Here is a 23,791-nt window from a genome sequence, read left to right as displayed (position 1 = left end):
CGGCATTCTGATGTTACTGGTTACTACTGGTAGATACTTATAGGTACTGAATTCTGTAACGTCAAGTTACATTACCCACCTCGACTCAACAAACTGTGGATAACATATACCTCCCAAGGAAGATTGCATACTGTCAGTATGATCGTATCTCCACTTTTCGGGATTTGGGTTAGTTTTTTCTGAAGGAGTCGCTTCAACACGGCTTCCCGTTTTTCCCATCAGGGCCGTGTTTAGACGCTCGAAATCGGGCGCTTAAGGACCGAAGGCGAGTTTGATGGAGTAGTGACTACTGTCACCCCACTCGCTCTACTGGGATCAAACAAGCCATTTAGCGAAAAACCTCGGCTGAAGTCGGGACCGGCCAGCATATTTTCGCCCTGGAGGAGTATGATAATATTATGTCGGTCCGGAAAGAGGACCTGAAACGGCTTAACCTAGGCGTCTAAACAAGGCCCCCATCAGTAATTTCATTAGGTGTTGTGCTGCTAATTTCTCTAATTCTTGGTCTGATGGTGTATATGTTAGCTTCTGCTGGGATAGCGTGTCATAGAAGGCTTCGCACCGATCTCAAAATAATCAGTACAGAGGAGCGACGTACTAGCCACCACAAATCATTTGCATTTTCAATTAGGTTGTCTATCCATGTCCTTCGCCCACAGTAACAGCACTGATCTCGTTCGATACGGTCTCGGCGTAGTTTTAATACTGCTTATTGCTCTTTTCCTTAGTTTACTCTTCGGACCGGATCTCACTGTTCTAGCGTGGTCAGTATTCGCTTCGATTTCGATCGGGCTGATGCTCGCGTTCTTGTATCTCTTCTATCGGTTAGTGCTGGCAATCGAGCGAATTGCGCATAATCTCTGAGCGGTCGATTAGCACATGTAGTTACCGCTCAGTACAGGGGTACACCTAACGTTTTGATGAACGGTAATGCCCCGTGAGTTCGTCTACTTTTGGAGTGTCACTCACATCGATCGTACAACTGATATTCGCTATGGAGGGTTTCAGAGCTCAGGTAGAATTGCAAACGAACACACGTTTGGTCATCTGTGATCCGGTCTTGCGCATCCACAGTCGCGGAGTGTTCGTCAGCCTCGACCCGGACGGTATACGCCCCCGGTTCGACGGGATCTTCAAGCGCGACGGCAGATTCGTCCGAGCCGGCCGCTTCAAGGTAATTTGTCTCTTCAAACACGGTTCCTTCTTCGTCTTCAATTTGAATCAAGAACTCGTGACTCTCCTCTCGTTGATCGTTTCGAATTTCCAAACTGTCAATCTCGGATACAGGCTCAGGGTCGTCCTCACCGAGACAGCCGGCACTTATTCCACAAACAGAACAGCAACCCACCACAACGAACTCTCGTCTTCTCACAAGAACGTATAAGAGGATAATCGTGGATAATTCTTCGATGTTCAGTTCACATCTCTACTGATCGTTGCGAACGATTCTATGACACGCTCTCTGCTGGGAAGTTATTGGACTTATCTTGAAACCCCGGTTACATGATTGATTGAAGTTTAGAATTCTAAACAGGTCATTCAGATGTACCACAAATCTACAACACCACGACGTCTATCACTGCAAACTTAGCAGGGTGCTTTAACGAGTTAGTCCGATAATGAGATCTGGTACTCGAGGTTTCTCTCCTGGGTAACGGTCACTACTATATTCGCATTGTGGTCCTCACAACAGAGCCCTGGTAGTTCGTTAACGATGTCTTCATGGCTCAGAAACAGCTCCTGGTCATCTAACTCAATTTGAATCGAATATTCCCCAGAATATGCTACCCATGGGCCATTCATTGCTTTTTGATTATTCTCCTCTTGGCCGTTACTTGGTTCTAACTCGTATGTTCGGTTGTAGATTTGTTCGTTGTCATCGTATGCCGTTATGTCTAGTGCAACTTCTTCCTCAGATTGATTGGTGCCCCATAACCGTCTTATTTGAATGTGATGGCGTGTTGAGTATAGCCGAGAGTATCGGAACCAATTGTATGTACTCACACCCAGTGCACCAGTTGCTAATGATCCAACCAACCCGGATATAATAGACCGGCGGCTAATATCGGGGACCATTATGTGTATGAATATTGTCCACTCACATATGTTTATTTGTGGAGATACGAGGCTATTGATCCATATTGCCCGCGATCAGCCATTGCATCTGAAACAGTCTGTGGATCGAACGATTTCCCATAATATACAACTGGTTCTGGTGGAATAGCAAGTTGACCACCGCAGGATTGGGCTACGGCAACCAATACGAAATCCACTATGCCTTCCCAACATCCCCACAGGGAAGCGGTGAAGCGATCTACCGTATCTTCCTCGTCGACGGACAGACGGGCGACATCACAGTATATGAACCGCCAGAAGATACCTCACAGGTCGGCAGCACCAATATGGCCAATTACGTCCAGCAAGATACACCACAGGGCGTCACGACTTGGGACGAATTCCGAGCTCTCGAGCCGCTGCCAGTCTTCCACGAGGACGACCTGTTCTGGATGGTTCGAATTCTTCCCGAGGAAGGCACTGGCATTAACAGTTACGCGATCGTCAACGCCAGCGACACCAACGACGTGTGGTACGTCGACGCCGACAACGAAGACGCGATCACAGACTTCGTCGAAGGCGAAGATGAAATCCTCGACGATGAAGATCTTGCAGAAGGCGGCGACGACATCGAAGTAGTCGAAGGCGATGTGACGACAACGCTCGTGATCAAGGACGGTGACGACGTCGTCGCTGAGCACGACCTCGACGAAGAGACACAGATCGAAGTCGAACAGACAACTGTCGAAACGAACGACACGGCAAACGAATGAGTTCGCTCCCGCTCCCGGAACAGGCCGATATCGACCACGATGAGCTGACCCCGGTCGCTCAGAACATCGCCAACTGTGGTGCGTTCCTCGACCGGCACAAAGAGCAACTAGACGAACTCGGGTTGGACCTCCGCAGCGATATCGGCATGGACAGACTCGTCTTTGACACGCCAGCCGAGACGGTCATCAAAATCGCTCGGTCAGAAGTCTGTGTCGACATCAACTACGATGAGCAGTGTATCTGGTCGCTACATGGCTCATGCGGGTTGTTTGCGCCGATCGTCGGGTCTGGACCCGACCACAGCTGGATCGAGATGGCCGAATGCACGCCGGCTTCAGAAGACGACTACGAGGAGTTCAAAGGGAAAGAGAAGGAAGCGGGTGCCACCATCCGCGACACCCATATCGACAACGTTGGTGAGTACAGTAATACCGTCGTGACGTTTGACTACCCAGACGTCGACTGGGACGACCAATCGCCTTAATTGGGTAGTCGTTTTTCCCACTCGGGGGTAGGTAAGGAGTTTCTCGGATGAGTTCTAGTCAAACAGACCTTGGTGGGTATGGGGTCTCGGTAGCCGGTTCAACGGGGCAACCCGAGGACAGGAACCAAACGGAGACTACCACTAGGCCTCAGCTGGGCTTTGAATCAACTCCAACCCAGCCAGCACTTTCAGACGACGTTTCCGCTGCTCGCGAGACTAACTGGGTTGTTTACACTGGACGTTATCCTCACGTGTTCGATGCTGCCCGGCTCGGATTCGGGATCGGGCATCGCGAGGACTCTTCATATCAGTGGACTCCAGCCGAGGTCGATCTCCCTATTCATTTTCTCGACAATGACTACGAGGACGCAGACCTAGATCGGTTTGTTGACCGGGTTTTCGAACTCGAGCCAGAAATCGCTGTTATCGGGGATATTACCGACCCGGACACTCTTGACGAGCATATTGACGCTGCCGAAGAGGTGTGGGGGAGTTTCCCCGAGATGAATCTCATTCTCGTGCCGAAGTGTCGTCGCATTCTCGGAGAAATCCCCGAGAGGTTCGTGTTGGGGTATCCAAACGGGAATTCGCCTATTCAGGCAACCGATATTGCCAGCCATCGTGAATGGCGGGAGCTTCCACACGACCTCCATATACTCGGTGGAACACCGCTATCAACACTCGAGCACATCACGGAATTAACGAAAACCTACATTACAGAGACGCCTCCTGCCAATATTGTTGGGCTTGACTGGAACGGATACCAGAAATATGCTGAAGACTACGGAGATTACCTTAGCACAGGCGGTGGGTGGGAACAGAACCTTCGGGATGAGTATATTCCAAAACGGGATTTGATCCGGTACTCACTCCTAAACGCCAAACATTTCTGGGCTCGCATCGTCAGTGACCGTCTCACCGAGATTGCACTAGTAGAACATCTCGGCGATTGGAGAAGTCTCGTTCTAGTTCTTGACTTTTCAGTCACCCATCAAAAGTACATTGGGGAGGCAATGGTCACAGGATTCAGAGAGTGAGTGACGTGTTGGTTCGTCCGAGAGAACGAGTACGACAGCCCTCCACAGCAAGGTCGCGTAAGGAGTCAATCTGGGCCAGAGGTGAGGAGGGGCTGGTAGGCTCCTATTCGCAGTCGTGCATCCAGATTCGTTCGGGCAGCCCGGCTTTTCCACAGACTGGACATTCGATAAGCGGCGTCGGTGGGAGCTGCCTGCAGTGCTCCAATGCCGCCTGGAGATGAGCTTCGACGGCGTCTGACTCACAGCGAGTCAGTGCCTGGACCAGATGCATTTCAAGTGCTTCGCGGTTGGTCTGGCCCGCGGCAACTGTTCGTGGCTCAGTCATCGATCTGGGTCGTCTCGAGGGGGATTGTTGGCGAGCGATGCGTCTGGACGGGTGGTACATCTCGAGTAACCATTATTGAGCGTGGATGTATCGAATCGACGGTTACGATGCCTCTCAACGGTGGCTCCATCAACTGTTCAATACATCCACTCCCCTCGTGTGATACAAATAACCCCTTCTGGTGCCTCCTTCCCCTTCTACCAACTGGTCACCCAACAGGTTTCAAGTGAGACTCCCGTCGCCAGCAAAATTCGAAGAGCAAATGATAGTCGCACGGCTGCGATTGGCAGCTGCAGTGTTGCACACTATCGATGGGCTTTCCCCATCGACATCTCCGTTGGGCGACCTGGGCCCATGGAGACCACGTACTCCAGTTTCTTTGGCAGCCGATCGGAACAACCAACCACGGGGGATCGCTTGCGGTTGATTGCATCACGATGACGGCCTGACCTCCTTGCGGTGGCCTACGTAGGCTGCAACCTTTCTGCGTTCCGCCTGCCACATCGGACAGACGGCTTCTCCACGCTACCGGGGGCGTACTTGGCTTATACTCATGTCTCCAAAGTTGTAATTCTTTGGATTCGTTGGATTCGTTGGAACTGACTCTCTATCAGTAGTTGGTAGTATGGTTTCTTTATTCAGTGTGGGGTGTGAAGCTCGCGTTCAGTATAGAGGATAGATGCAGCACGACAACCTTGTCTGTATCAATCCAAAAAGAAGTGAAGTTTCCGTCCGCTATATGATTATTGACCGAAAGGTTTTGGTGGATCAGAGATCAGATGGTATATGCACACAAACCGGATAAGACGCAGGAAGATGTTAGCGGCCCTTCCATTGATAACTGTTGCTGGATGTGTTGGTACACCCATTGCCGCTATTTTTCACGTGTATAATAGAACAAATAGTGAAAAAGAAGTGGCGGTCAGTATTGAAACAACTGACCAATTCTTTGATGAAGAAATACTGAACGAACAGCGAACAATTCCCCCAAACGAAGAAGGCGATTTCAATATACCCGATTCAGATGGCGAAGAGTGGGAGATTGAAATCATTGTGACTGATGGCCCATCTGCAACCTATAGCTGGGAACAAAACAACAGGCTAGAAGTGGAGATCTACGAGGAGAATATCGCGTTCGAAGCTATTAGCAGGTGACTAGATTTGAGAAGTCAATCAGTGTCCTTCTTCGAGATAGTAGTCTCTTCGAGTTCGTGGGACACTCGCGCTGTGAGCTCAGCACAGCTCGTGTGAACTACTCGGCTTCTGTCAGGAGTGGCGTGACCCACTCAGAGGTTCTATGCATCAAGGAGGATTCCGTGTAAGAACAGATGTACGACACTTCCCAACTGGCGACCTACAAAAGTATTTTCACTATTGCATCCAATTATTTCTAGCATGAAACGAGTGTTCTTCGACAAGATAGATTCTGTGGGGACATTTCCAGATAACCGGATCAAGATGGATGTCATCTTCCAGGATAGTAACGGGGATGAGTATGTTTGGACGCCGAAGTGGGAGGAGGTAATGAGTATATACGCTGAGTCAGAGAGAGTGGAGGAGATAAATCTGGCAGGCGGAGAGTGGTTGGAGGAGTTGAAGGAAAAGAAGCAGTTTAGTGACGAGGTGCTGGATGAAGTGGCGGAGGTTATCGCTGACGGACGTAGTACGGATGAGATAGCTAATTTCTTCGAGATACTTGAATTTGACGCGGATGAAATGAGGCACAATTTGAGCTACGATGATCCGTTGCGGAGTAAGGCTGAGGGCCATAGTAATCGCGTTTATATTGCTAAAGAGAAACTACAAGAGTTGAACAGTGAGGATTACCGATATGTGGTGCAGGTGGTTCAGAAGGTCGCGGATTTTAAGCAGTATATCGGCGAGCAGGAGAAACACCAAGAAGTGGTTGAGAAGTTGAATAGAGCTTTAGACTTTGAGGATCTCCGTGTTACGGAAGATGGGCGGGTTCTTCCGATAGAAAAGGACAGTTGAATCCGCTCTTTCGTGTGTGCAAGACTTGTGCCCTGTATCTTGCACGGCAGCGAGAACATCTATTGTAACTGGTAGAATGTATAGCGGTAAGTACACATCTGTAGTTACCGAATCGTCTACGTCAGTTTCAACTACCGTCCTGAATAAAGAAATCGCGCTACTATCTACTGCTATTTTACTCAGTGAGAGAATACCGACAACAACAAACCAGCTATTAACCAACACGAGAGCAGTAGTTCGTGGAGTGTTGGTTAAGACCACTCACATACTGGAATCGTTCGCTCATTAGATCTCGCTGACGTATCCCTCGTGAATGGCATCGGCTGCCATGTGATGAGCGCATTTTACAGCTCTAAAGACTGTCCTGTCTTCATTGTGGCTAGAGTTAGCGATCAATGGCAAATGTGAAAATAGCCAAGCCTCAGTTAGCCTATTTTCAGATAGCCTATCCAAAAGTATTATTCTCCACTGTGTCAGAGTACACCTATGAACCACTTCGTGGACCGAGAGGACGAACTCTCTCGATTACGTGGGTGCTATGAGTCCGATGACGGTGAAATGGTCGTCATCTTCGGCCGGCGACGCCTCGGGAAGACCCAACTCGTCCAGCACTCACTCTCAGACCGGGATGACGCCGTCGTCTATCAGGCCACAGAAACGACCTCCCAGATACAACTCGATGAGTTCGTGGATGTTGCGTCTGAGACCTTTCCTGGCATCACGCAAATTAAACAGAACTGGGAAGCACTGCTCGGATACATCGGTGACCAAGACGGAGTCGTCGTTCTCGATGAATTCCCCTACCTCATCGACGCCGACGAGAGCCTTCCATCGGTCATCCAGCGGCTGTGGGACCAGCGACTCCAGCACACCTCGGGAACACTCATTCTGGTCGGCTCATCGATTAGTATGATGGAAGAAGCGACCCTTCTGGGGAACAGTCCCCTGTATGGACGGTTCACGGAAAAAATCGACCTCCGCCCCCTCGACTTCGCTGCTGCTCAGGAGTTTATTCCAGACGACTACACTCCCGAGGAGCAAATCTTCACATGGGGTATCTTCGGCGGTGTGCCATACTATCTCGACGGCGTCAATCTTGACCAAGACCTTGGATCAGTCCTCGCTGAAGAAGTACTCTCCCAGAAGGGGTATCTCCACAACGAACCAGAATATGTGCTCCGGACCGAACTTACAGATCCAAACCGATACTTCGCGATCCTCACCGCGATTGCGGCGGGGAAGACGACGGCAAACGAAATCGCCCAAACAGTGGGTATCGATGGAAAGCAGATTTCGACGTATACTCAAAAGTTAGAACGGCTACGGCTTATCGAACGAGAGGTCCCAATCACTGAAGAGAAAGCAAAGTCACGCCGTGGACGGTATCGGCTCTTGGATCCCTTGTTCCGGTTCTGGTTCCGCTTCGTCTACGGGAACGAAGACCGGTACGAACGCTTAGGTGAAGATGCATACGAGGCGATTATCGAACCAGAGCTTCCGAATTTCGTGAGCCCAGAGTTCGAGAAACTGTGCCAAGATGCCCTCCCAAACCTCTACCCAGAGAAAACGTTTCTCGATATCGGCCGCTGGTGGTACAAAGAGCATGAAGTCGATGTCGTCGGATGTACCACAGATGGGACGATGGTCGTGGGGGAGTGCAAGTTCACCAATGCGCCGCTTGACTACGGAGCCCTTGCCTCACTCGAGGATCATGCTGCTGAAATCCGCTGGACGCCGGATACTGGTGGGAAAGAGAAAAAATACGCATTATTCACACGAAGTGGTACAACGCAGTCTGTCCAGGAGGCTGTGTCAGAGCGTGATGACGTCCGTTTGTTCGATTTGGATACCATTGTGCGGGATGCCTAGACACAGTTCTGTGTCGCCACGTTCGACGATTGCTAGGACGTCGAGTTCGGTGCGCCGCAGCAACATAGTGCGAAATCAGTTTATAAACCAGTTTCAAGTGGTGTTACAAAAGTTGGTGCCAGACGACTTAACCAACAGAGGTTTGGATCAAGAGAATGTGTTGGTTAACACGAGGGTCGCTGATGTCCTACGAACCACCAAACCCACCGGCTAACCTCTCCACGGAGTTCGTCAACAGTCTCAACGAGTCCTCCCCAGACCGGCTTCAGGACATTGCTCGCTACGCCGAAGCATTGGCCGAATACAAGGAGCGCGAAGTTCGTCTCGAGGAAGAATCAGAAGACGACGTCGAGGATCGACCAGACGATCTTCCGGACGACGTCCCGGCAAAGGCCACGGTCACGATCAAAGAGATCAACGACAATCGGTACTACTACTGGCAGTGGAGAGACGGGGACACGGTGACCTCGAAGTACAAGGGCCCGGTCAACCCGGACGAATGAGTTCGACTGGGATAACACCACTCTTCGTTTCCGTCGCAACTGAAGATGAGTGACAGGGGAGAGAACAAGCAATCAGAATCGACGCATCGAGGATCCTCAGGTCGTCCGCGAAGCAGTCGCTCGAGGACGGCTGTTCCTACAGGTTTCGATCGAGCCAGTACAGAAATTGCTGAAAATCTTCCATCCCAGCTTGATCACCGATTCGCTTGAGCGTTCCCGTACTGATCTCGTCGTGACGGGGCACGATAACCGATCGTGCATCTGAATCATGATCTTCGGGAGGGTTCCAGCGAAGAATGAAGTGGTCGCCATTAACGCGATCGACGTAGAACGGACCGTGGTTGACTAAGACGGTCATCACATCGTCGCCAGAATACGTACCCCTCGCCATTCTGAGTGCACTTACTTAAGGGCGTCTGGGAGTGTGTCTCCCGACTTGTTGTTTTCTGGGTTGATCCCAATCTCACGGAGTTCTTCGTTGGTTGGCTCCCGACCGTCTCCTTTATGGAGTTCAACGGCTTCGTCGAGGTTTTCCAATGCCTCTACGCGCGTACCCCCCTGGCTGGTGACACCTGTTTCTTCGTCGGTTGCGACCCACCACTCCTCTTCCTCAGTGAGTGTGATCCTCGTTCGGATTTCTGGGGCGTCATTCCGATCAGTGTCGGTACTCATTAGATTCGTATACACGGAGCGGGTGGATAAGAGTTCGGCAACCCCACCTCATTCTATGATGTCGGGAACAACAACCGATTCATACCGTCACATAGCAGCCAATACCGGTCATACAGTAAGTGCCGTTTCTCTGTTTGATTGAGACAGTTGGGAGAGATCATCATAGAGTTGTAGAGCGTTTTTCAGGAGTCGAATCTCCAACTCGAGTGCCGCCCACGTATCGCTGACGTTCCGCATCTCTCGCATTTGTTCGACAGAGACATCATCGTTGGTCAGTTGCTCTCGTAACTCTTGGGCAGAAGTTACGCCGTACTCCGCCGAGAGATCCTCTACTTGCTCTTGGTACTCTTGGAGCTGTGATTCAAGCTCCGACTTTGCGTGGTCTTCGATGAGTTGGAGAATCTGGTCGAGGAACTGTTGGACCGGATTCGGTTCATAGAGCCCATCGTCTCTTTCGCGGACTTTGTTTTCCGTCTGAAGCCGTTCAACCTCGCTATCGGCGGTCTCCCACGCAACCTCCGCTTGTTCTACGATAGTATTGATAGTCGCTGGATCGTTGAGCGTATCAATCACCATGCGGACGCGCTCACGTCGACTCGTTTTTTCCTTCCACGATCCGGGTTGTGAGGGCATTAGGATACATACATCGCCGAGACTCAAATAATTCACTCTCTTCTTGATGATATGGGCACATTGACCCCCTCCCGCGCCTGAAGACGCTGGTATGCACTCGTACGTATGTATCACGATCAAGGAAATCAACGACAACCGCTACTACTGGCAGTGGAGAGAAGGGGACACGGTGACTTCGAAGTACAAGGGGCCGGTCAACCCGGACGAATGAGTTCGACTGGGACGACACCCACTCTACGTTTCCGTCGTACCTGAGGATGAGTGGCAGGGGAGAGAACAAGCAACCAAAACCGACCCATCGAGGACCTGAAAGTCATCCGCGAAACGGTCCTCAAGGACTACTATGAGACGGCGATCCAGCACGGCCGACTCTACCCGAATCTCGACTCGCTCGTCGACAAGGGCCTCATTGAGAAGAGACAGGCCAATGTCGCACAACCATCTGGTCAACTGTCGGAGCGCTCTGCTGGACTCGAGGAAGTTTTCCCCACCAGCGATTGCAGGGAGGTGTAGTACCCTATGACTTACCTGTGTGCCGGCATGCGGATACACGATGACAGAACCAGATGTCCACCAGCCGCTGTCCGTGATTGGATGTGATGCGTGCCAGTCTGTCGTCCAGTCTGACGGACAGCAAGACGTAGCGTTTCTCCTCCTGGATCAGCTGACGATTCCTGTTCTCAGCTGTGACGAACACCTCGAGCAGTTCTCGTCGGTCTGTGGATTGACGTCCGAGGACACAGCCGATCTCCTGCATCATCGACCAGCCGGCGGAGTATCGTGTCCTGGTTGCCGTCTCGCCCCGTACAATTCGTCGCATCCCATGATCCCGGTCCAGGATGGGGCTCTCATCCCGATGGCATGTCCGGAGCATCAGTCAAAGATCGTTCAGCGGTTCCACACAGGGCTTCAGACGCACCAGCAGTTGAGAACTGATCTCGAGACCACTTCCCCCCTGTAAGTCGTTGGATCTGGCACTACCGGAATTATCGGCGGTCTCGCCGAGGCCATCTCTGTTCTTGCTCCTATAGTGAAACAGTGCACCTGTCCGATAACTGGTGGACAATCCATAATGAATAGACAGCGCAAACCGACCACCGACTAAGATCGTGATTGGAGCTGTTCAAACCGGTAGAGACAGAAGGTGACTGTCGATCTTCACTTTCAGTCCGAGGCCACCATCTTTGACTATCCCTGTTGAATACGATACTAGGAACAGCACTCACCAGCAGGTATCGGACTGCCGAAGCAGTATCACAAGAGCTATCCGCACCATGGCGGGAATACCCTAATCATGACTCCTCCCACACCGGACGCGAACAACCCATATAGTGAGGAGGAACCCTATGCAGACGCACTTCTACGCGGTATTGAGCTTGCAGTAGAGGACGTGTTCGACGATCCTGGTCGAAACATCACGCGAACGGAGCAAGAGAAGCTGTGCTACTTCGCGATTAAGGAGTTTGACCTCCCCGTTACCTATAGTTGGTACCTTGCTGGCGCCTATACGAAGGTCGCCGGCGAGCCTGACAACGCCCCAGGCCGGATGACCACCAACACGGCTGGGATTCGACGCGATCACGGGGAAAGTGAGGAAGTCCAACAGTATCGGGACTACTTCGCGTCCGAGGTTTTCTTCGACGATTACGACCTACAGGAAGTTTGGTATACCGGGAAATTCGACTTCCTTCGCGACTTCTACCGGGAATACGCTCCTGACGAGTACACCGACCTGTATCTCACGTCGACGGACATCCGAAAGCACCTCGAAACCTTGGATGAGACGATTGAGCAGGAAACAACGAATCATTCGCTAGCGGATTTCGGCGGAGGCTCACAGGAAGGACTGCTGTCTGAATCGGACGAACGAGAGTTCCGATTGCTCATTTCTGACCTTCATCTTGAGCTTGCGGAAATCGACGAGCTGTCCGAGATAGTGGACTTAGTCACTCGAGGAACGGATGTAATTGAGCAAGTGTTTGCGCAACTCACGACCCTCGAGTCAGTATCGAACGAGCAAGAAAGCGTGTTACAGGATCTCGCGCCGTACTTTTATTACGATGTCTGGCGATATCCGGCGCTGTACATTTCCACACAAACCGCGGAGGGCCCGAACCGACACCACTTGGTCGAAGAGCACGCAGACCGGTTTACGGGCTTCCACGAAGACCTACTGTCTCGACGAAATCGGATGAGGGAACAATGTGCTGATGCGGATCTATTTCCGCGAGCTGGCCACCACTCCCAGCGAGTTGACGAAGAGCAGATGGCGCATCTGCACGAGATGGCAAGAGAGGTTCTGGAGGGGACTGAATGAGCGAAGCCTCCCAACTCAACTTGGATACTTCGGTGATGGTTAATTACGTATATACCCACCTTCCGGGGGATCTTGAGGAGGATCGAGGCTGTCAACGACTCATCGATGATGAATCGTTCTATACGGTGACTGGCGGGAAGGCCAACGGCGAGTTCGATGCACTCTGTGAACGCCGATATGACCTCTACGATGACGTGATTGCCTACCTTCGCGATACTGACAACGAGATTTTCGACTATGAGCCGCGTGAGCGGGATATTCATGTCAGTTCGAACGACCGGAGTCATTTCCGGGACGATATCCAGATGAGCTGGTATGACATGGATAAACGAGAGCAGTTGTCGACACTACGTCGCTGTCTTCAGGATATAGAACTGTATCAGATACAACTTCCGGAAGAACTGATTGATCGATGTTTCCCACAGCAGAGCAACGATCAGTTGTTACGTCGGTTCAGGCGGGATCTTGATGTTGGCCATGATTGCGAGATTCTCGTCGATGCTGTCGAGATATCTCACCAGCATTCAATCTCGACACTCGTTGCTGTGGATTCGCATCTTACCAACAGAGAACACATTGATGTCGTGTATGAAATCATCGAGGATGTACTCGGTGTCTCGGGATTACTACAGATTTCGGAACCCGAGGATGTTAGCGTCGCTAGCAGCGATTGAGCCTCTGTAGACGGTGCAAGGGCAACGAGATCCTAACGAATTTTTTAGTGAGATCGGCCTGAATAGGACGCAATCACGGTATTGAACTCATACTCTATGTTCCTCAGGACATAGCGTCTTATACTACTTTATATACATCTAGGCGTGGTAGTGGAGTCAGGTTTCCGGGTGATCGTAGCGATGGAATCGATACTTGCCTGTCTGCATCACCCAGTACCGTCCGTCAAACTCGAGAAGATCGTCGTTGCTCTCCGCTTTTGAGAGGAGATCCGGGATCCCTGTGTCGGTGATGCCGCAATCATGTGCTAGGTCCGTGATCTCCTCGAGGGTGGCTCCCGGGTTCTCCGCCACAACGTCCAGAATTCGGTCGTATTCTGCTGGCATGTGTCAGGAGATTCGATGCTGGACGATCGCGTCTGATTCGCATGCTGGACAGGTCTCAGTATCGCTATCGACAGTGGTTCCGCAGCGCCGGCACTCGTACACGACCTCTGTCTGGGATGTCCGGGCCAGCAACCGATTCATATCGTCAAATAGCATAGAAGCGCTGTTATTGTGGGGTCACGACGTCTCGGCACTCCGGACACTCAGCGTATACTGCCGGTCCCGTTTCTGTTTCGTACTCGAGGATCACGTCGGTCGTCATGATCTCGGTGTTGCAGAACGGGCATATACCGAGAGATGGTGGGTTCGCCGTGGACATGAGTTACTGAAAGTGGTGTGGAAGGGGGGAGCGCGTGTGACTGCGACAGGGTATGGTGTGTCCGCCCCCTCTACAATCAGTATCGAACCCAGAGCGTGATATAAGCAACCCAACCACAGTGAAACTGAAACACTCCTTCGTGTTTGGGTTTCAGGAAAGCATCTCTGTCATGGACCGGAGTTCTGATTCGGCCGCAGCGTACTCTCCCGTCTCCCATTCGAAGCGTTCTTCGATCCCGGCATCGGTGAACCGCAGTGACGCCCGAACATCACGGTCGAGATCATGTTGGAACAGAGCCAATGCGTATGCGAGCATTTGGGGACGATAGTGTGCTGCAAGTTCGGTTGACGTTGTCGACGAGAGGTCGTTCGTTTTGTAGTCGATGATATGGTAAGCATCGGGGGTGACGAGCAGTCGATCAATATCACCGACGATCCGTGTTCCGTCGATCCGAGCAACGACCGAGTATTCGTCGTACGTCGCCTCGAGTGAGCTCTCCGCTTCAACTCGATCCACAAATTCGACTGCGTCAGCGGCGTGTTCGACGGCATCCCGGAGGTCCGCTTCCGTAGGCTCTTCACCAGCCATTTGGCTCAGCCGGCGGATTAACCCCGTCCAGTCATCTCTCGGTGGGCGAAGTTCGGTAAGACGGTGAACAACCGTTCCAAAGGTAGTCGGGCTCAAGCCTGTCGACTCGTCGCTATCGCTATCGCCGTAGCTGTGGTCTGTTTCTGAAGCTGCTGCAACCTCGTTCACGAGCGTTGTCGCAGCGACTCGAGACCCCGGTGTGTGGGCAGGTGGTGACGGAATGGATATCTCTGGCAACGCTTTCTCGTCGGATTCAGCAGGTTGCCAGTCTACAGGACGGGGTGGAGTACGCACGGTGTAGCTCGCGTCACCGATCTGGCTCTGTGCCCGCCCACTTTGGAGCGTCTGTTCGAGTAGCTCACCGTTCTCGAGGAGGAGCGGCTGGAGCCAGTCTCGCCATCGATCGGCCTCAGCAAAGTCGGCTGGGTCACCGAGTTCGACACTCCCTGATTCGTCGATTTCGAGATCCTGGGTACCACAGAGGAGCAGGTGATCCCGTGTCCGCGTACAGGCGACGTAGAGGAGTCGCTTTGCCTCGGCTCGTTCCTGGGGTCGTGATTGCCGATCGGCGTACTCGTGTACGGCCGTTTTTTCGATCGCGAAGGCGTCGTTCGGATTCGGGCCACCAACCGCTGGGATCGGCGGTGCATCATCGGTACCGTCGACGAGCCGTACGTATCCGTAATCGTCGACGGAGCGCCCGAAGTTGAGATCACTACCTAGGTCTGGGACGGCGACGATTGGGAACTCGAGGCCTTTGGCGGAGTGGATCGTTAGTATCCGTACGCCTTCGGTGTCACCTGGGATATCTGCCTCCCCTTCGCGTGGGTCAAGTTCGGTCTGGCGGTCGATCCGATGGAGCAAGCCGGCCGCCGTGTGAACGCCGTTCTCGCTCCAGGTCCGGACCTGATCTCGGAACTTCTCGACGTTTGCGACGGCCTGCTGACCGCGTTCGTCGGCACTAATGCTAGCGATATATCCCGTGTCGTCGATCACTTGGGTCAGGAGTTGATCCCACGGGAGCACCCCATCATCGGTCGGCGTTGCACAACCACTGAGTGTCCGCCATGTCGAGAGACAGTCGAACGCATCTGCAAGCTGTGGGTCGTCCGTTTCGGCGAGAGCGTCCCAGACCGAGTCAGCATCGGCAACCGCAGGAGCGAGGCGGTCGTCGGTGAATCCGAACAGTGGCGATCGAAGCACGCCGTAGAGTGAGACGTCGTCTCCTGGGTCGCCGAGTACCCGGAAGAGATTTGTCAGTGCCTGCACCTCGGGCGTGTCGTAGAATCCGACGCCACCGATGACGGTGTAGGGTATATCGTATTCCTCGAGGGTCCGTTGATACCGATCCAGATGGGTCCGTCGCCGAAGGAGGATTGCAACGTCGTCAGGCGTTGCCTCCCGGTGGATACCCGTATCGAGATCCTGGATTTCTGGGGGATCATCGAAGAGGTGTGTTAATCGGGCGGCGAGCCCTTGTGCTTCGGCTTCGATCGTGTGATCCAGTGCGCCGGCTGCAACTGGATGATCCGGGCCGAAGATCGTTTCTGCAGTCTCTGCATCGTCTGGCACGGCGAGATATTCGACGCTTCCCGTCAGCCCCTCGATATCCTCAACGCGATCACGCTCCGTCGTCAGGTCCTGTGGCGGTGCTTCGAACGGTTCGTGCTCGTCGCCTTCTGGCTGGAAGAGGTGCTCGAAAAGCTCGTTGAGAAACGACAGTGGCTCCTCTAGCGTCCGGAAGTTCCCCGAGAGCTCGAGGGCAGTCGGCTGTGTTGTTTTGCTGCCTAGAACATCGTCGACGCCACGGGTGGCATTGACCGACTGGAGATCGGCTCGCGCATCAGCGAAGGTCGTGACGTCTGCGCCACGGAACCCGTAGATGCTCTGTTTTTCGTCACCGACGAGGAAGACGTTCGATGCCGTTCCGTCGTCGACGCCGCTGAGGAGTTTTACCAGTTCCCACTGCCGAGGATCTGTGTCCTGGAACTCGTCGACCATTACCGCGTTGAACTGATCTTGAAGTCGCTCTCGGACGGTCTCATTGGTGCGAAGGAATGCCAAGGTGGTCTCGATCACGTCGGGGAAATCCAGTGTGTCCCGACGCTCCTTTTCTGCGGTGTATGCCGCCAGAACATCCCCGAATACCCGCATCAACGCGAGGGCATAGTGAGCGCTATTTTCCTCGAGGGTACCGGGCGTGGTTTCCACCGCTTCTGCATGCGGCTCGACCGCGTCGATAACGGTGTTGAGGACGTCTTTCAGGTCATCGTGGACGGCACTGTAGTCTCCCCAGTCGTCTTTGTCGCCGATGACCCAGCCAGAGCTGCTGTACAGGCCACCGTTGCTCTTTTCACAGACGTCATAGAGGTCGAGGACGGCTCGTTGACAGGCACGCGGATCACTCGCGTCTGGATCCGCGGGAAGCTGTTCGACGACGCTCTCGAGCGTCTGATAGGCCTGTAGTCCACCTTCGTCGGTGATCGTCGTCTGGTCGTCGGCCTGACCAGCAATCGGTTCCAGTTCGTCTAAGAGCCCGTCATCGTAGAGGGTTTCGCGAGCGGCTGCAGCGTCTAAGTCACAGACAGTCTCCCAGAGCACATCGATGTAGTCGTCGACATCGGCATCCTGCCAGGTCGTCAGTATGGCCTCGCTCTGTGGGCGCTCATCGAGCAGCGACGCGAGAACATCGATCAACTGGTCACGACTCCACAGTTGAGCGAGGAGTGCAACGTCGTCGACGTCTTGGTTCTGTTCGAGGAACTCGGTCACGACCTCTCGCTGAAGGGTCGCAGCCCCGTCCTCATCAACGACGTCGAATCCGAGCGGAACTGGGGCTTCGACGGCCTGTTCTCGCAACAGGCGTGTACAAAACGCATGAATCGTGTGGACGTACCCGTCCTCGAGATCATCGAGCACGTCTCGCCAGCGGTGATACTCCTCGGCCGAGTCGACGTTCTCGAGTTTCTCGTATACTTCCTCCCGGACCCGTTCGGTCAGTTCCGCGGCTGCTTTGCGGGTGAAGGTGATCGTGGCAATATTCTCGGGTGTGAGATCGGGATTCTCGTCGAGTATCGTCACGTACCGTTCGGCTAGCGTCGTCGTCTTGCCAGTGCCAGCACCGGCGGTGATCGCGACGTTTCGGTCCTGAATCAGTGCGTCCTGCTGTTCGTCCGTTAGTTGGATCGTTTCGATCTTGTGCTCGAGTTCCTCAGTCATCCCTCATCACCGTCTGCAGATCCTCGCCGTCTCGAACGCGGAGTGGTGCGTATGCGGCCTCGTCCTCGCGAGCGGTGTCGACGAACTCACGCTTGCGATGGTGGCGGACGTCACACGCCCGGCGGTAGTCACAGAAGCGGCAGTTCGCCCCTCGAGAGGAGTGTAACGTCGTGTGGAACCGCCCGGTGGCGATTGCGCCGTCGATCTGTCCGAGCCACTCGGGAACGACATCCTCGAGGAAACGCCGGAGTTCAGTCTGCGAGTCAAACTTTGATTCGATCCCCCTGGGGACCTTGAGATCGTTCGGCGGTCGCACCTGGTAGTACGTCGCTGAGAGGGTCCCCTGGTCGAACAGATCACCATCGATGACCTCGTTTGCGGCGAGCAGATAAATGGGGAGCTGGAACGTCGTTCCACCAGTCGTTTTCGTCATGTATGGTGCGTTGCCGGTCTTGTAGTCGTAGAGAGTGATTTCCGGTTGTTCGGCGTCACGATTCACGTCAATACGGTCGATATAGCCCCGAATCGCAACCGTCGATCCATCCGGCCGTTCGACCGAAAACGGCGCGGCGTCTTCCGGCAGCCCGTCGCCGAAGGGGGGCTCGAACAAGTACGGAGCGCCACCTCTAGCAAGTTCGTTCTCGAGGAACGCAGCAAACAGCCCTTGTTCGGGCGCATCGTGGGGTTGCACGCCGGTTTCGAACGGGACAGCGTCATCGTCACCCAGGCCCGCAAAGAGTTCTGCCTTCCAGCGCTCGTAGAATAGCCCGTCATATTCGAAGTCGGCGTCGCGAAGTTCTTCGACGGCAATCGCACGGAGATGGTCGGCAAGGGCATCTCGGTCGGAGTCAGTGAGATCGATGCTCGATTCGGGGTCGTCCTGCAGGTCTGCGTAGAAGCGCTCGAGCACGTCGTGTACGTAGGACCCGGTCTCGAGAGCCGTTGGCACGACTTCAACGTCGTCAGGATCCTCGATTTCGAGAACGTTGTCGGCGTAGAATTTGAACCCGCACTCGACGTACTGCTCGATTCGACTCGCACTGTAGGGTTCTCGCTCCGACGGTGGATAGACCGCATCAACCGTTTCGGGATCCAACAGACCATCGTGTTCGGAAAGGGTTGCCGTTGCTCTGTTGGCCGCACACTGGAGGCCACGGTCAGTGCGTTTCGTTTGTTCAGGCGAAAGATCGCCCCGGTCGCCGGCATGACTGACTACAACACGACGATCAGAGACAGTCGCGACGTGGCGCTGGAGGTCCTCGCGAGAGCCAATGCGGTCGTCAACGCCGGTTTCGGGTTCGATCCCGGTGACACGTTGTAGTTCGTCGAGGACAGGAGAGCGGACGACGGCGGACTCACTCCCACCTGTCTCTGGTGTGGTGATCGTGAGTGTATCGACGTTCGCGAGCAGAGTTGCAAACAGATACCGACTACGGAGGCGTTCGTCGGCGGTATCGAACCGGGGATGGGCTTCGGTCATCTCCTCGAAAAAGGCCGGTCGTTCCGGCGTAGTTGGGAAGTGTTCGCTCGTCAGGCCAACGAGAAAGACCGTCTCGAACGATCGCATCCGAGCATCGAGCAGCCCCATCACGTCGACGTGGCCCCCAGCAGCGGTTTGGGGTGTTTGAATCGGGATGCCATCAAAGGCTCGAGTGAACAACGCGAGTGGAGATTGGTCGGTACTGACTTTCTCAAGAGTTTCGAAGGAGGTGAGCACCTCGTCAACGACCTCGTAGGCTCGGCGTTCGAGTGCCTGCTCGGCACCGCTGGCGTAATCTTTGACAGCTGCCTCGAGGTCAAGCTGGTCGTCCAGCAGCCGGCGGACCGTCTCGGTTGCGTCGTCGATGGCTCCCGTTCGAAGCGTCTCCAGACTCGCTAACAGCTCCTCGAGGAGTGCTTTCGTCTCGGTGTTTGTCGCCTCGAGAAGCGGTGCTGCTGAGATCGTATCACGTCGACGGGCAGCAGCCGTGATAGTTGTAGCCTGCTCATTGTCGACGATATCGACCAGGGGATTCGCTAGCAGCGACGTGAGATCTTCAGCCCGTGGGTCGGACTCAGCAAGGCTCAGGAGATCGTGGACGACGCTACCGGTGAACGTCTGTGTCAGCTGCGATGTGGCAGCCGAAACGTGTGGAATATCGAACGTCTCGAACGTGTCCTCGACGGTACTCGAATACGCATTTGTGCCTGGAATAACGACCGCGAAGTCGTCTGGGTCCCGTCCGTTCGCCAACTTGCTTCGAAGTTCGCGGGCGACGAAGCGGATCTCGCGTTCCGGCGTCGGCAGTTCACGCCAGTGGAGTCCCTCCGGAACCGCCGCCGTCTCAGGATCCGGGCGATAGAGAGCGTTGGTGACCGCCCCAAATGCGCTTTCGGACTCGTCTTTTGACTCGATATTCACCGTCTCGAAATCCAGCGACTCGTAGACATCCAGGGCGTCGCTCGTAACGGCATCGACGCCCGTTCGGCCATTCTGATGGAGTGGCAGGAGTGCAATCGTCGGGAACTCCTCGACGATACGCTCGATAATGTGGCGTTCGACGGGACGGAACTCGTAGTATCCTGAGAGAATTACGACGTCGATCTCTGGTGAGAGTGTTGACAGCGACTGGTCTACCGTCGCGACGCCGTGGAATAGTTCACCGCGGGTACAGACCCAGTCGTCGACGTGATCGGCGTACAGTTCGCGGTAGTGGTGATAGGCGTCGACGGTAGCTGTTGTGATGCGCTTATCGAGCGATGAGTTCTCGAATTCAGTCTCGAGTGTATCGGCAGTCCCGACCCCCGCCTCATCGAAGAGCGAAAAGCGACTACTAAACGAATCCGTAAGCGCGCCAGAGGCCGGTTCGCCTGCGAGAGCGCCTGCTGTCTCCGCTGTCGTTTCGTCGAGCGCGTACTCGGTGAGTCGGCGGTTTAGCTGTCCAGACAGCGTTTCGACAGGGCCGTACAGATTTTCGTACCAGTTGCGAACGACCGAATCGAGCGTCTCGGAACGAAGACGGAGTGGGTTGTGGGAGTTGGTCCACTGATCCTCGACGTCGCTACGACGTGCATCGTTGCGGGTAATATAGAGAATACTCCCCAGCGAATCGCCGGAAAGATTATCTGCCCGTTGAAACGCCCGTTGTTCAAGACGAGCGTGTTGTGGGCCGGTAAAGAGCGTTGGATCCATCGATTACTCTCTACCAAGATATTCCACTTACTTGATTGTTGGTGGCAATAATCGCTTGATTCGATCCAAGAATTCGGTGTCAGTAAGGAATCAGAGGGTCTCCGACAGCTGAGAATGGAAATGGTCTCGCTTGTGAGTGGGATCAAAAAGCACGCAGATTTCATGGAAGAATTGGTCGACTTTGCTGTAGAACACGAAGACGAGTTAGCGGTACACCTCGAAATCGAACAGGGCTAAACAACAGCTTTGTGGAACCGCCTCCGGCAGCGTATACTGACCGACAAAGCCGAGAGAACTATTGACATCAGAGAATGGCCTCGGACTCTTCCCATAGTTACGTCTCGTCTACTGTGACGGGTCTGAACCGGTGATGTTTCGAAAGTCTGCGTCGACCTCCTGGCATCCGAGATGCGTGATTTTGTAGAACGTCTGTCGTCCATCACCGTCTTCAGGCGCACCTACCCGGGCGACCAGACCTACATCGACGAGCTCTCCAAGATGATGACTGAGGTCAAAGCTGTCATCGTCGATAGCAGCAGCGAGCTCTTTGCGAGCCACTTCCTCTCGTTCCCAAAGGAGGAACAGGATCGCGTATCGTCGCTCGTCACCAAGCGCTGCCTTGCGTGCAGTGTGGTCCGCGAGCGTGCCCATACTGTCGTTGAACAGTCGCTGGTCAACATACTGTTCGAGATCCTTCTCATCCGGATCTGGCGTCGTGTGGGCGGTTTCAGCGGCCATCGTTATGTCGATGTACGGTCGGCATCCATATGAGACTGGTGGTTGCAAAGAACATTTTCTTTGTTTTTTATTGTTACTTCTGAGTGTCCTTTTCACAGTCGATGGACACCTCTTTGATGTCCCAAACAGTGCAGAATGTATGTTTGACGGCGAAACGAATTTCCAGTACAACGAACGCCCCATCTCTGATATTCTTGCAGAACAAGCCCCTGCACCTCCAAAATTCAGCACCCACAACGACTTCACCGTCTACGTCATGGGCCCATACACCGCATTCAATGCCGAAGTTGCCTATGATGATGCCGACACACTCCGAACTCCGTTTCAGAACGATCCACTCTTCGATCCAGACAAGCACATCACCAACGACAGCAAGGGCGACATGGAACAAGCCCTTCGAGACTTCTGTACGAACCTCCGCGAGAACCTCAATTGTCGCGCATTCATCGCTACTGATATCGACATCCCAACACACGAACAGGCCGAGAAACAGAACGAAATCCGTAGCGATGATGAGCCTGCTGTAGAAGGGATGGACCCACTCGCCCAATCAGTTGCATTCGCTGCCCATAGTGACGCAGTCATATTCCTGTTCACACGAGGCGGCCTTACAACCGGCGTTAGTGCTGAAACCGGTGGAATCCTTGGTGAATGTCATCTCCGTCGAGGGAATCCAGCCCTTACACACAAGCCCGGTCAGCGAGTTGGTCTCTATCTGGATGAGAGTTTTAGCAGCGCCACTATCGACGAACTCCCGAAAGGCTACGACATTCAATACGACTCGTTCTCTACAAAAAGTGACCTCCACGAAAAAGTCCGCAACTGGTTCGATAGCCTTGACCGGCAAACCCGAGATAGAGACCTCCCGGCATTCATTCCCGGTGAAACCTACTCCTCTGAGACGGACAGCTAATGATTCTTTAAGGCAATTCATTTCGAAGATAGTGTCTTGGCTAGTGAGCACAGCGACTCAACCTCATCCTCCCCGACAGAATGGGAACTGAGAGTTCCCATGGGAAGCCACAGTTCCCAAAGTGATGTGTAGATTTTGTACCGTGGCGGTTAGTTTATGGAATATATAACTTTAGGCCAAATTTTGGGAGCTTGTATATAACGACCTACATGGGAATTATATCAGACGGATGTAGCTGAACTAGTCGGTCTGTGGACGTATTATTGACTGCTGGGATTTATACCAATCAGCGTATCTCTTCGAAGAGTCGTGATGAATACAGAGCGCGAATGCAGCACGGGCTGAAGCTCGATTCCGAGGAGTAGTGGTCGGTCAGTACAGGACAAGCAGTTATCGAAGCGACTATCGATCTATCTGAAATATGGCAAAAGTCTCCTTCTGAATAGAGGGGCTAAGTCTTGTGCCATGGTAACGGCTAAACCATAATAATCCTGTCAACCCTACCATACTTATATACCATCTATCAGAACGTCATAGAACACGTCTTCTTCGTTCTCGATCCATTGATATAATTCTAAGTCAGTAAGGAATCGTACCCCCCGCTTTTCCAAGTATGATGGTGTGAAATTCGACACAACAAGCATCTCAAATTCATCATCCAACCATTCTTCCGGAACCCGAATCAGCCTCCGGTCGGACTCATCCCGGGATACTTGGTGGGAAATTTCAGCACTGGCATCTAATTCACGCCAAGCCTCGACCTTTTCGGGGAATGGCTTTCCACCACGATCAGTTCCTTCCTTGAAAATTTTCTTGTTGAACGCCCGATCTACGTTCTTAATCCCTTTCTGCGATTGCATATTGAGTTTCGGAAGCATGAACTTCGATTCGACGAAATACACGGTCCCATCTTTCCTGAAGACTGTATCAATCTCTTTCCCGCTCTGTTTCGAGGTTTTGCAGCTGTGATACGCATCACACGTCGTTTCAGCCAAGAACTCGTATACGTACCGCTCGAACTCCTCACCGCGCCTTTCAGTCAACGCGGCAAGTGCGCTCGTGCTTTTTTCGTATGTGTTTAGCCCGGGCTGATTTCGGTACTCTCTCGTAGGAAGCGTTCAAC

At 53.4% G+C, this 23,791-nt stretch carries 21 protein-coding genes; 12 read left to right on the top strand and 9 right to left on the bottom strand.

Going from position 1 to position 23,791, the window contains the following annotated elements; all coding sequences use genetic code 11:
* Positions 1–961: 961 nt before the first annotated feature.
* A complete protein-coding gene (locus BBD46_RS21730; RefSeq protein ID WP_084777772.1) occupies positions 962–1,372 on the bottom strand; it encodes a hypothetical protein in 411 nt (136 codons plus the stop codon).
* A gap of 856 nt (positions 1,373–2,228) precedes the next feature.
* On the opposite strand from BBD46_RS21730, the gene BBD46_RS14625 reads away from it, so the two are divergent.
* The 7 genes from BBD46_RS14625 (at position 2,229) to BBD46_RS14595 (ending at position 9,039) form a co-directional block, all read left to right on the top strand.
* Positions 2,229–2,828: a hypothetical protein gene (locus BBD46_RS14625; RefSeq protein ID WP_139173628.1), complete on the top strand. Its 600-nt coding sequence runs from the start codon at positions 2,229–2,231 to the stop codon at positions 2,826–2,828.
* Complete coding sequence (locus tag BBD46_RS14620; RefSeq protein WP_071402438.1) at positions 2,825–3,313, top strand: hypothetical protein; 489 nt, start codon at positions 2,825–2,827, stop codon at positions 3,311–3,313. Before BBD46_RS14625 ends, BBD46_RS14620 begins: the two co-directional genes overlap by 4 nt.
* 47 nt (positions 3,314–3,360) lie before the next feature.
* Positions 3,361–4,350: a DUF6610 family protein gene (locus tag BBD46_RS14615; protein WP_139173626.1), complete on the top strand. Its 990-nt coding sequence runs from the start codon at positions 3,361–3,363 to the stop codon at positions 4,348–4,350.
* Between the two features lie 1,111 nt (positions 4,351–5,461).
* Positions 5,462–5,830, top strand: a complete 369-nt coding sequence (locus tag BBD46_RS14610; protein ID WP_139173624.1) for a hypothetical protein — start codon at positions 5,462–5,464, stop codon at positions 5,828–5,830.
* Between the two features lie 240 nt (positions 5,831–6,070).
* Entirely contained in the window at positions 6,071–6,667 is a 597-nt protein-coding gene (locus BBD46_RS14605) for a hypothetical protein (protein ID WP_071402435.1), read from the top strand.
* Positions 6,668–7,153: 486 nt separating this feature from the next.
* On the top strand, positions 7,154–8,536 hold the full coding sequence (locus BBD46_RS14600) for an ATP-binding protein (RefSeq protein WP_071402434.1): 1,383 nt from the start codon (positions 7,154–7,156) through the stop codon (positions 8,534–8,536).
* Between the two features lie 182 nt (positions 8,537–8,718).
* On the top strand, positions 8,719–9,039 hold the full coding sequence (locus BBD46_RS14595) for a hypothetical protein (RefSeq protein ID WP_071402433.1): 321 nt from the start codon (positions 8,719–8,721) through the stop codon (positions 9,037–9,039).
* 136 nt (positions 9,040–9,175) lie between these two features.
* On the opposite strand, the gene BBD46_RS14590 is transcribed toward BBD46_RS14595, so the two are convergent.
* From BBD46_RS14590 to BBD46_RS23210, 3 genes are all read right to left on the bottom strand, one after another.
* On the bottom strand, positions 9,176–9,397 hold the full coding sequence (locus BBD46_RS14590; RefSeq protein ID WP_253184577.1) for a type II toxin-antitoxin system HicA family toxin: 222 nt from the start codon (positions 9,395–9,397) through the stop codon (positions 9,176–9,178).
* Positions 9,398–9,441: 44 nt separating this feature from the next.
* Positions 9,442–9,711 (bottom strand): type II toxin-antitoxin system HicB family antitoxin, encoded by a 270-nt coding sequence (locus BBD46_RS14585; protein WP_071402431.1) that lies wholly within the window; start codon positions 9,709–9,711, stop codon positions 9,442–9,444.
* 108 nt (positions 9,712–9,819) lie between these two features.
* Complete coding sequence (locus BBD46_RS23210; protein ID WP_071402430.1) at positions 9,820–10,344, bottom strand: DUF7342 family protein; 525 nt, start codon at positions 10,342–10,344, stop codon at positions 9,820–9,822.
* A gap of 297 nt (positions 10,345–10,641) precedes the next feature.
* Here BBD46_RS23210 and BBD46_RS14575 point away from each other — a divergent pair, with 297 nt between their 5' ends.
* From BBD46_RS14575 to BBD46_RS14560, 3 genes are all read left to right on the top strand, one after another.
* Positions 10,642–10,857, top strand: coding sequence for a helix-turn-helix transcriptional regulator (locus BBD46_RS14575; protein WP_071402445.1), 216 nt, complete (start codon positions 10,642–10,644; stop codon positions 10,855–10,857).
* A gap of 781 nt (positions 10,858–11,638) precedes the next feature.
* Positions 11,639–12,661 (top strand): hypothetical protein, encoded by a 1,023-nt coding sequence (locus BBD46_RS14565; protein ID WP_084777769.1) that lies wholly within the window; start codon positions 11,639–11,641, stop codon positions 12,659–12,661.
* A complete protein-coding gene (locus BBD46_RS14560; RefSeq protein ID WP_171908213.1) occupies positions 12,658–13,335 on the top strand; it encodes a hypothetical protein in 678 nt (225 codons plus the stop codon). The genes BBD46_RS14565 and BBD46_RS14560 overlap by 4 nt, the downstream gene beginning before the upstream one ends.
* Before the next feature lie 156 nt (positions 13,336–13,491).
* Here BBD46_RS14560 and BBD46_RS14555 read toward each other — a convergent pair whose 3' ends face one another.
* From BBD46_RS14555 to BBD46_RS14545, 3 genes are all read right to left on the bottom strand, one after another.
* Entirely contained in the window at positions 13,492–13,719 is a 228-nt protein-coding gene (locus BBD46_RS14555; protein WP_071402428.1) for a hypothetical protein, read from the bottom strand.
* A gap of 469 nt (positions 13,720–14,188) precedes the next feature.
* Complete coding sequence (locus BBD46_RS14550; protein ID WP_071402427.1) at positions 14,189–17,845, bottom strand: UvrD-helicase domain-containing protein; 3,657 nt, start codon at positions 17,843–17,845, stop codon at positions 14,189–14,191.
* A complete protein-coding gene (locus BBD46_RS14545) occupies positions 17,838–21,017 on the bottom strand; it encodes a PD-(D/E)XK nuclease family protein (protein WP_071402426.1) in 3,180 nt (1,059 codons plus the stop codon). Before BBD46_RS14545 ends, BBD46_RS14550 begins: the two co-directional genes overlap by 8 nt.
* A gap of 114 nt (positions 21,018–21,131) precedes the next feature.
* On the opposite strand from BBD46_RS14545, the gene BBD46_RS23370 reads away from it, so the two are divergent.
* Positions 21,132–21,254, top strand: coding sequence for a hypothetical protein (locus tag BBD46_RS23370; protein ID WP_256374993.1), 123 nt, complete (start codon positions 21,132–21,134; stop codon positions 21,252–21,254).
* A 108-nt stretch (positions 21,255–21,362) separates the two neighbouring features.
* On the opposite strand, the gene BBD46_RS14540 is transcribed toward BBD46_RS23370, so the two are convergent.
* The gene (locus BBD46_RS14540) at positions 21,363–21,755 is read right to left on the bottom strand and encodes a winged helix-turn-helix domain-containing protein (protein ID WP_071402425.1); all 393 of its coding nucleotides are present in this window, start codon (positions 21,753–21,755) and stop codon (positions 21,363–21,365) included.
* A 139-nt stretch (positions 21,756–21,894) separates the two neighbouring features.
* Here BBD46_RS14540 and BBD46_RS21715 point away from each other — a divergent pair, with 139 nt between their 5' ends.
* Positions 21,895–22,668 carry a DUF7509 family protein gene (locus BBD46_RS21715; protein WP_139173620.1) on the top strand — a complete coding sequence of 258 codons (774 nt, stop codon included), beginning with the start codon at positions 21,895–21,897 and terminating at the stop codon, positions 22,666–22,668.
* 509 nt (positions 22,669–23,177) lie between these two features.
* Here the strand turns inward: BBD46_RS21715 and BBD46_RS14525 are convergent.
* Entirely contained in the window at positions 23,178–23,711 is a 534-nt protein-coding gene (locus tag BBD46_RS14525) for a hypothetical protein (protein ID WP_071402422.1), read from the bottom strand.
* Positions 23,712–23,791: the final 80 nt, after the last annotated feature.

The sequence above is a fragment of the Natrialba sp. SSL1 genome (genome assembly GCF_001861355.1).
In the GTDB taxonomy this organism is placed as follows: Archaea; Halobacteriota; Halobacteria; order Halobacteriales; family Natrialbaceae; genus Natrialba.
The sequence above is the reverse complement of the archived record's forward strand: the minus strand, read 5'-3'. Positions and strand labels throughout refer to the sequence as shown.

Coding starts and splice junctions, on each gene's coding strand:
- BBD46_RS23210 (WP_071402430.1), bottom strand. CDS start 10,344: ATGCCCTCACAACCCGGATCGTGGAAGGAAAAAACGAGTCGACGTGAG.
- BBD46_RS14540 (WP_071402425.1), bottom strand. CDS start 21,755: ATGGCCGCTGAAACCGCCCACACGACGCCAGATCCGGATGAGAAGGAT.
- BBD46_RS14595 (WP_071402433.1), top strand. CDS start 8,719: ATGTCCTACGAACCACCAAACCCACCGGCTAACCTCTCCACGGAGTTC.
- BBD46_RS14610 (WP_139173624.1), top strand. CDS start 5,462: ATGCACACAAACCGGATAAGACGCAGGAAGATGTTAGCGGCCCTTCCA.
- BBD46_RS14585 (WP_071402431.1), bottom strand. CDS start 9,711: ATGAGTACCGACACTGATCGGAATGACGCCCCAGAAATCCGAACGAGG.
- BBD46_RS14560 (WP_171908213.1), top strand. CDS start 12,658: ATGAGCGAAGCCTCCCAACTCAACTTGGATACTTCGGTGATGGTTAAT.
- BBD46_RS14615 (WP_139173626.1), top strand. CDS start 3,361: ATGAGTTCTAGTCAAACAGACCTTGGTGGGTATGGGGTCTCGGTAGCC.
- BBD46_RS14605 (WP_071402435.1), top strand. CDS start 6,071: ATGAAACGAGTGTTCTTCGACAAGATAGATTCTGTGGGGACATTTCCA.
- BBD46_RS23370 (WP_256374993.1), top strand. CDS start 21,132: ATGGAAATGGTCTCGCTTGTGAGTGGGATCAAAAAGCACGCAGATTTC.
- BBD46_RS14550 (WP_071402427.1), bottom strand. CDS start 17,845: ATGACTGAGGAACTCGAGCACAAGATCGAAACGATCCAACTAACGGAC.
- BBD46_RS14545 (WP_071402426.1), bottom strand. CDS start 21,017: ATGGATCCAACGCTCTTTACCGGCCCACAACACGCTCGTCTTGAACAA.
- BBD46_RS14555 (WP_071402428.1), bottom strand. CDS start 13,719: ATGCCAGCAGAATACGACCGAATTCTGGACGTTGTGGCGGAGAACCCG.
- BBD46_RS21715 (WP_139173620.1), top strand. CDS start 21,895: ATGTTTGACGGCGAAACGAATTTCCAGTACAACGAACGCCCCATCTCT.
- BBD46_RS14565 (WP_084777769.1), top strand. CDS start 11,639: ATGACTCCTCCCACACCGGACGCGAACAACCCATATAGTGAGGAGGAA.
- BBD46_RS14620 (WP_071402438.1), top strand. CDS start 2,825: ATGAGTTCGCTCCCGCTCCCGGAACAGGCCGATATCGACCACGATGAG.
- BBD46_RS14600 (WP_071402434.1), top strand. CDS start 7,154: ATGAACCACTTCGTGGACCGAGAGGACGAACTCTCTCGATTACGTGGG.
- BBD46_RS14590 (WP_253184577.1), bottom strand. CDS start 9,397: ATGACCGTCTTAGTCAACCACGGTCCGTTCTACGTCGATCGCGTTAAT.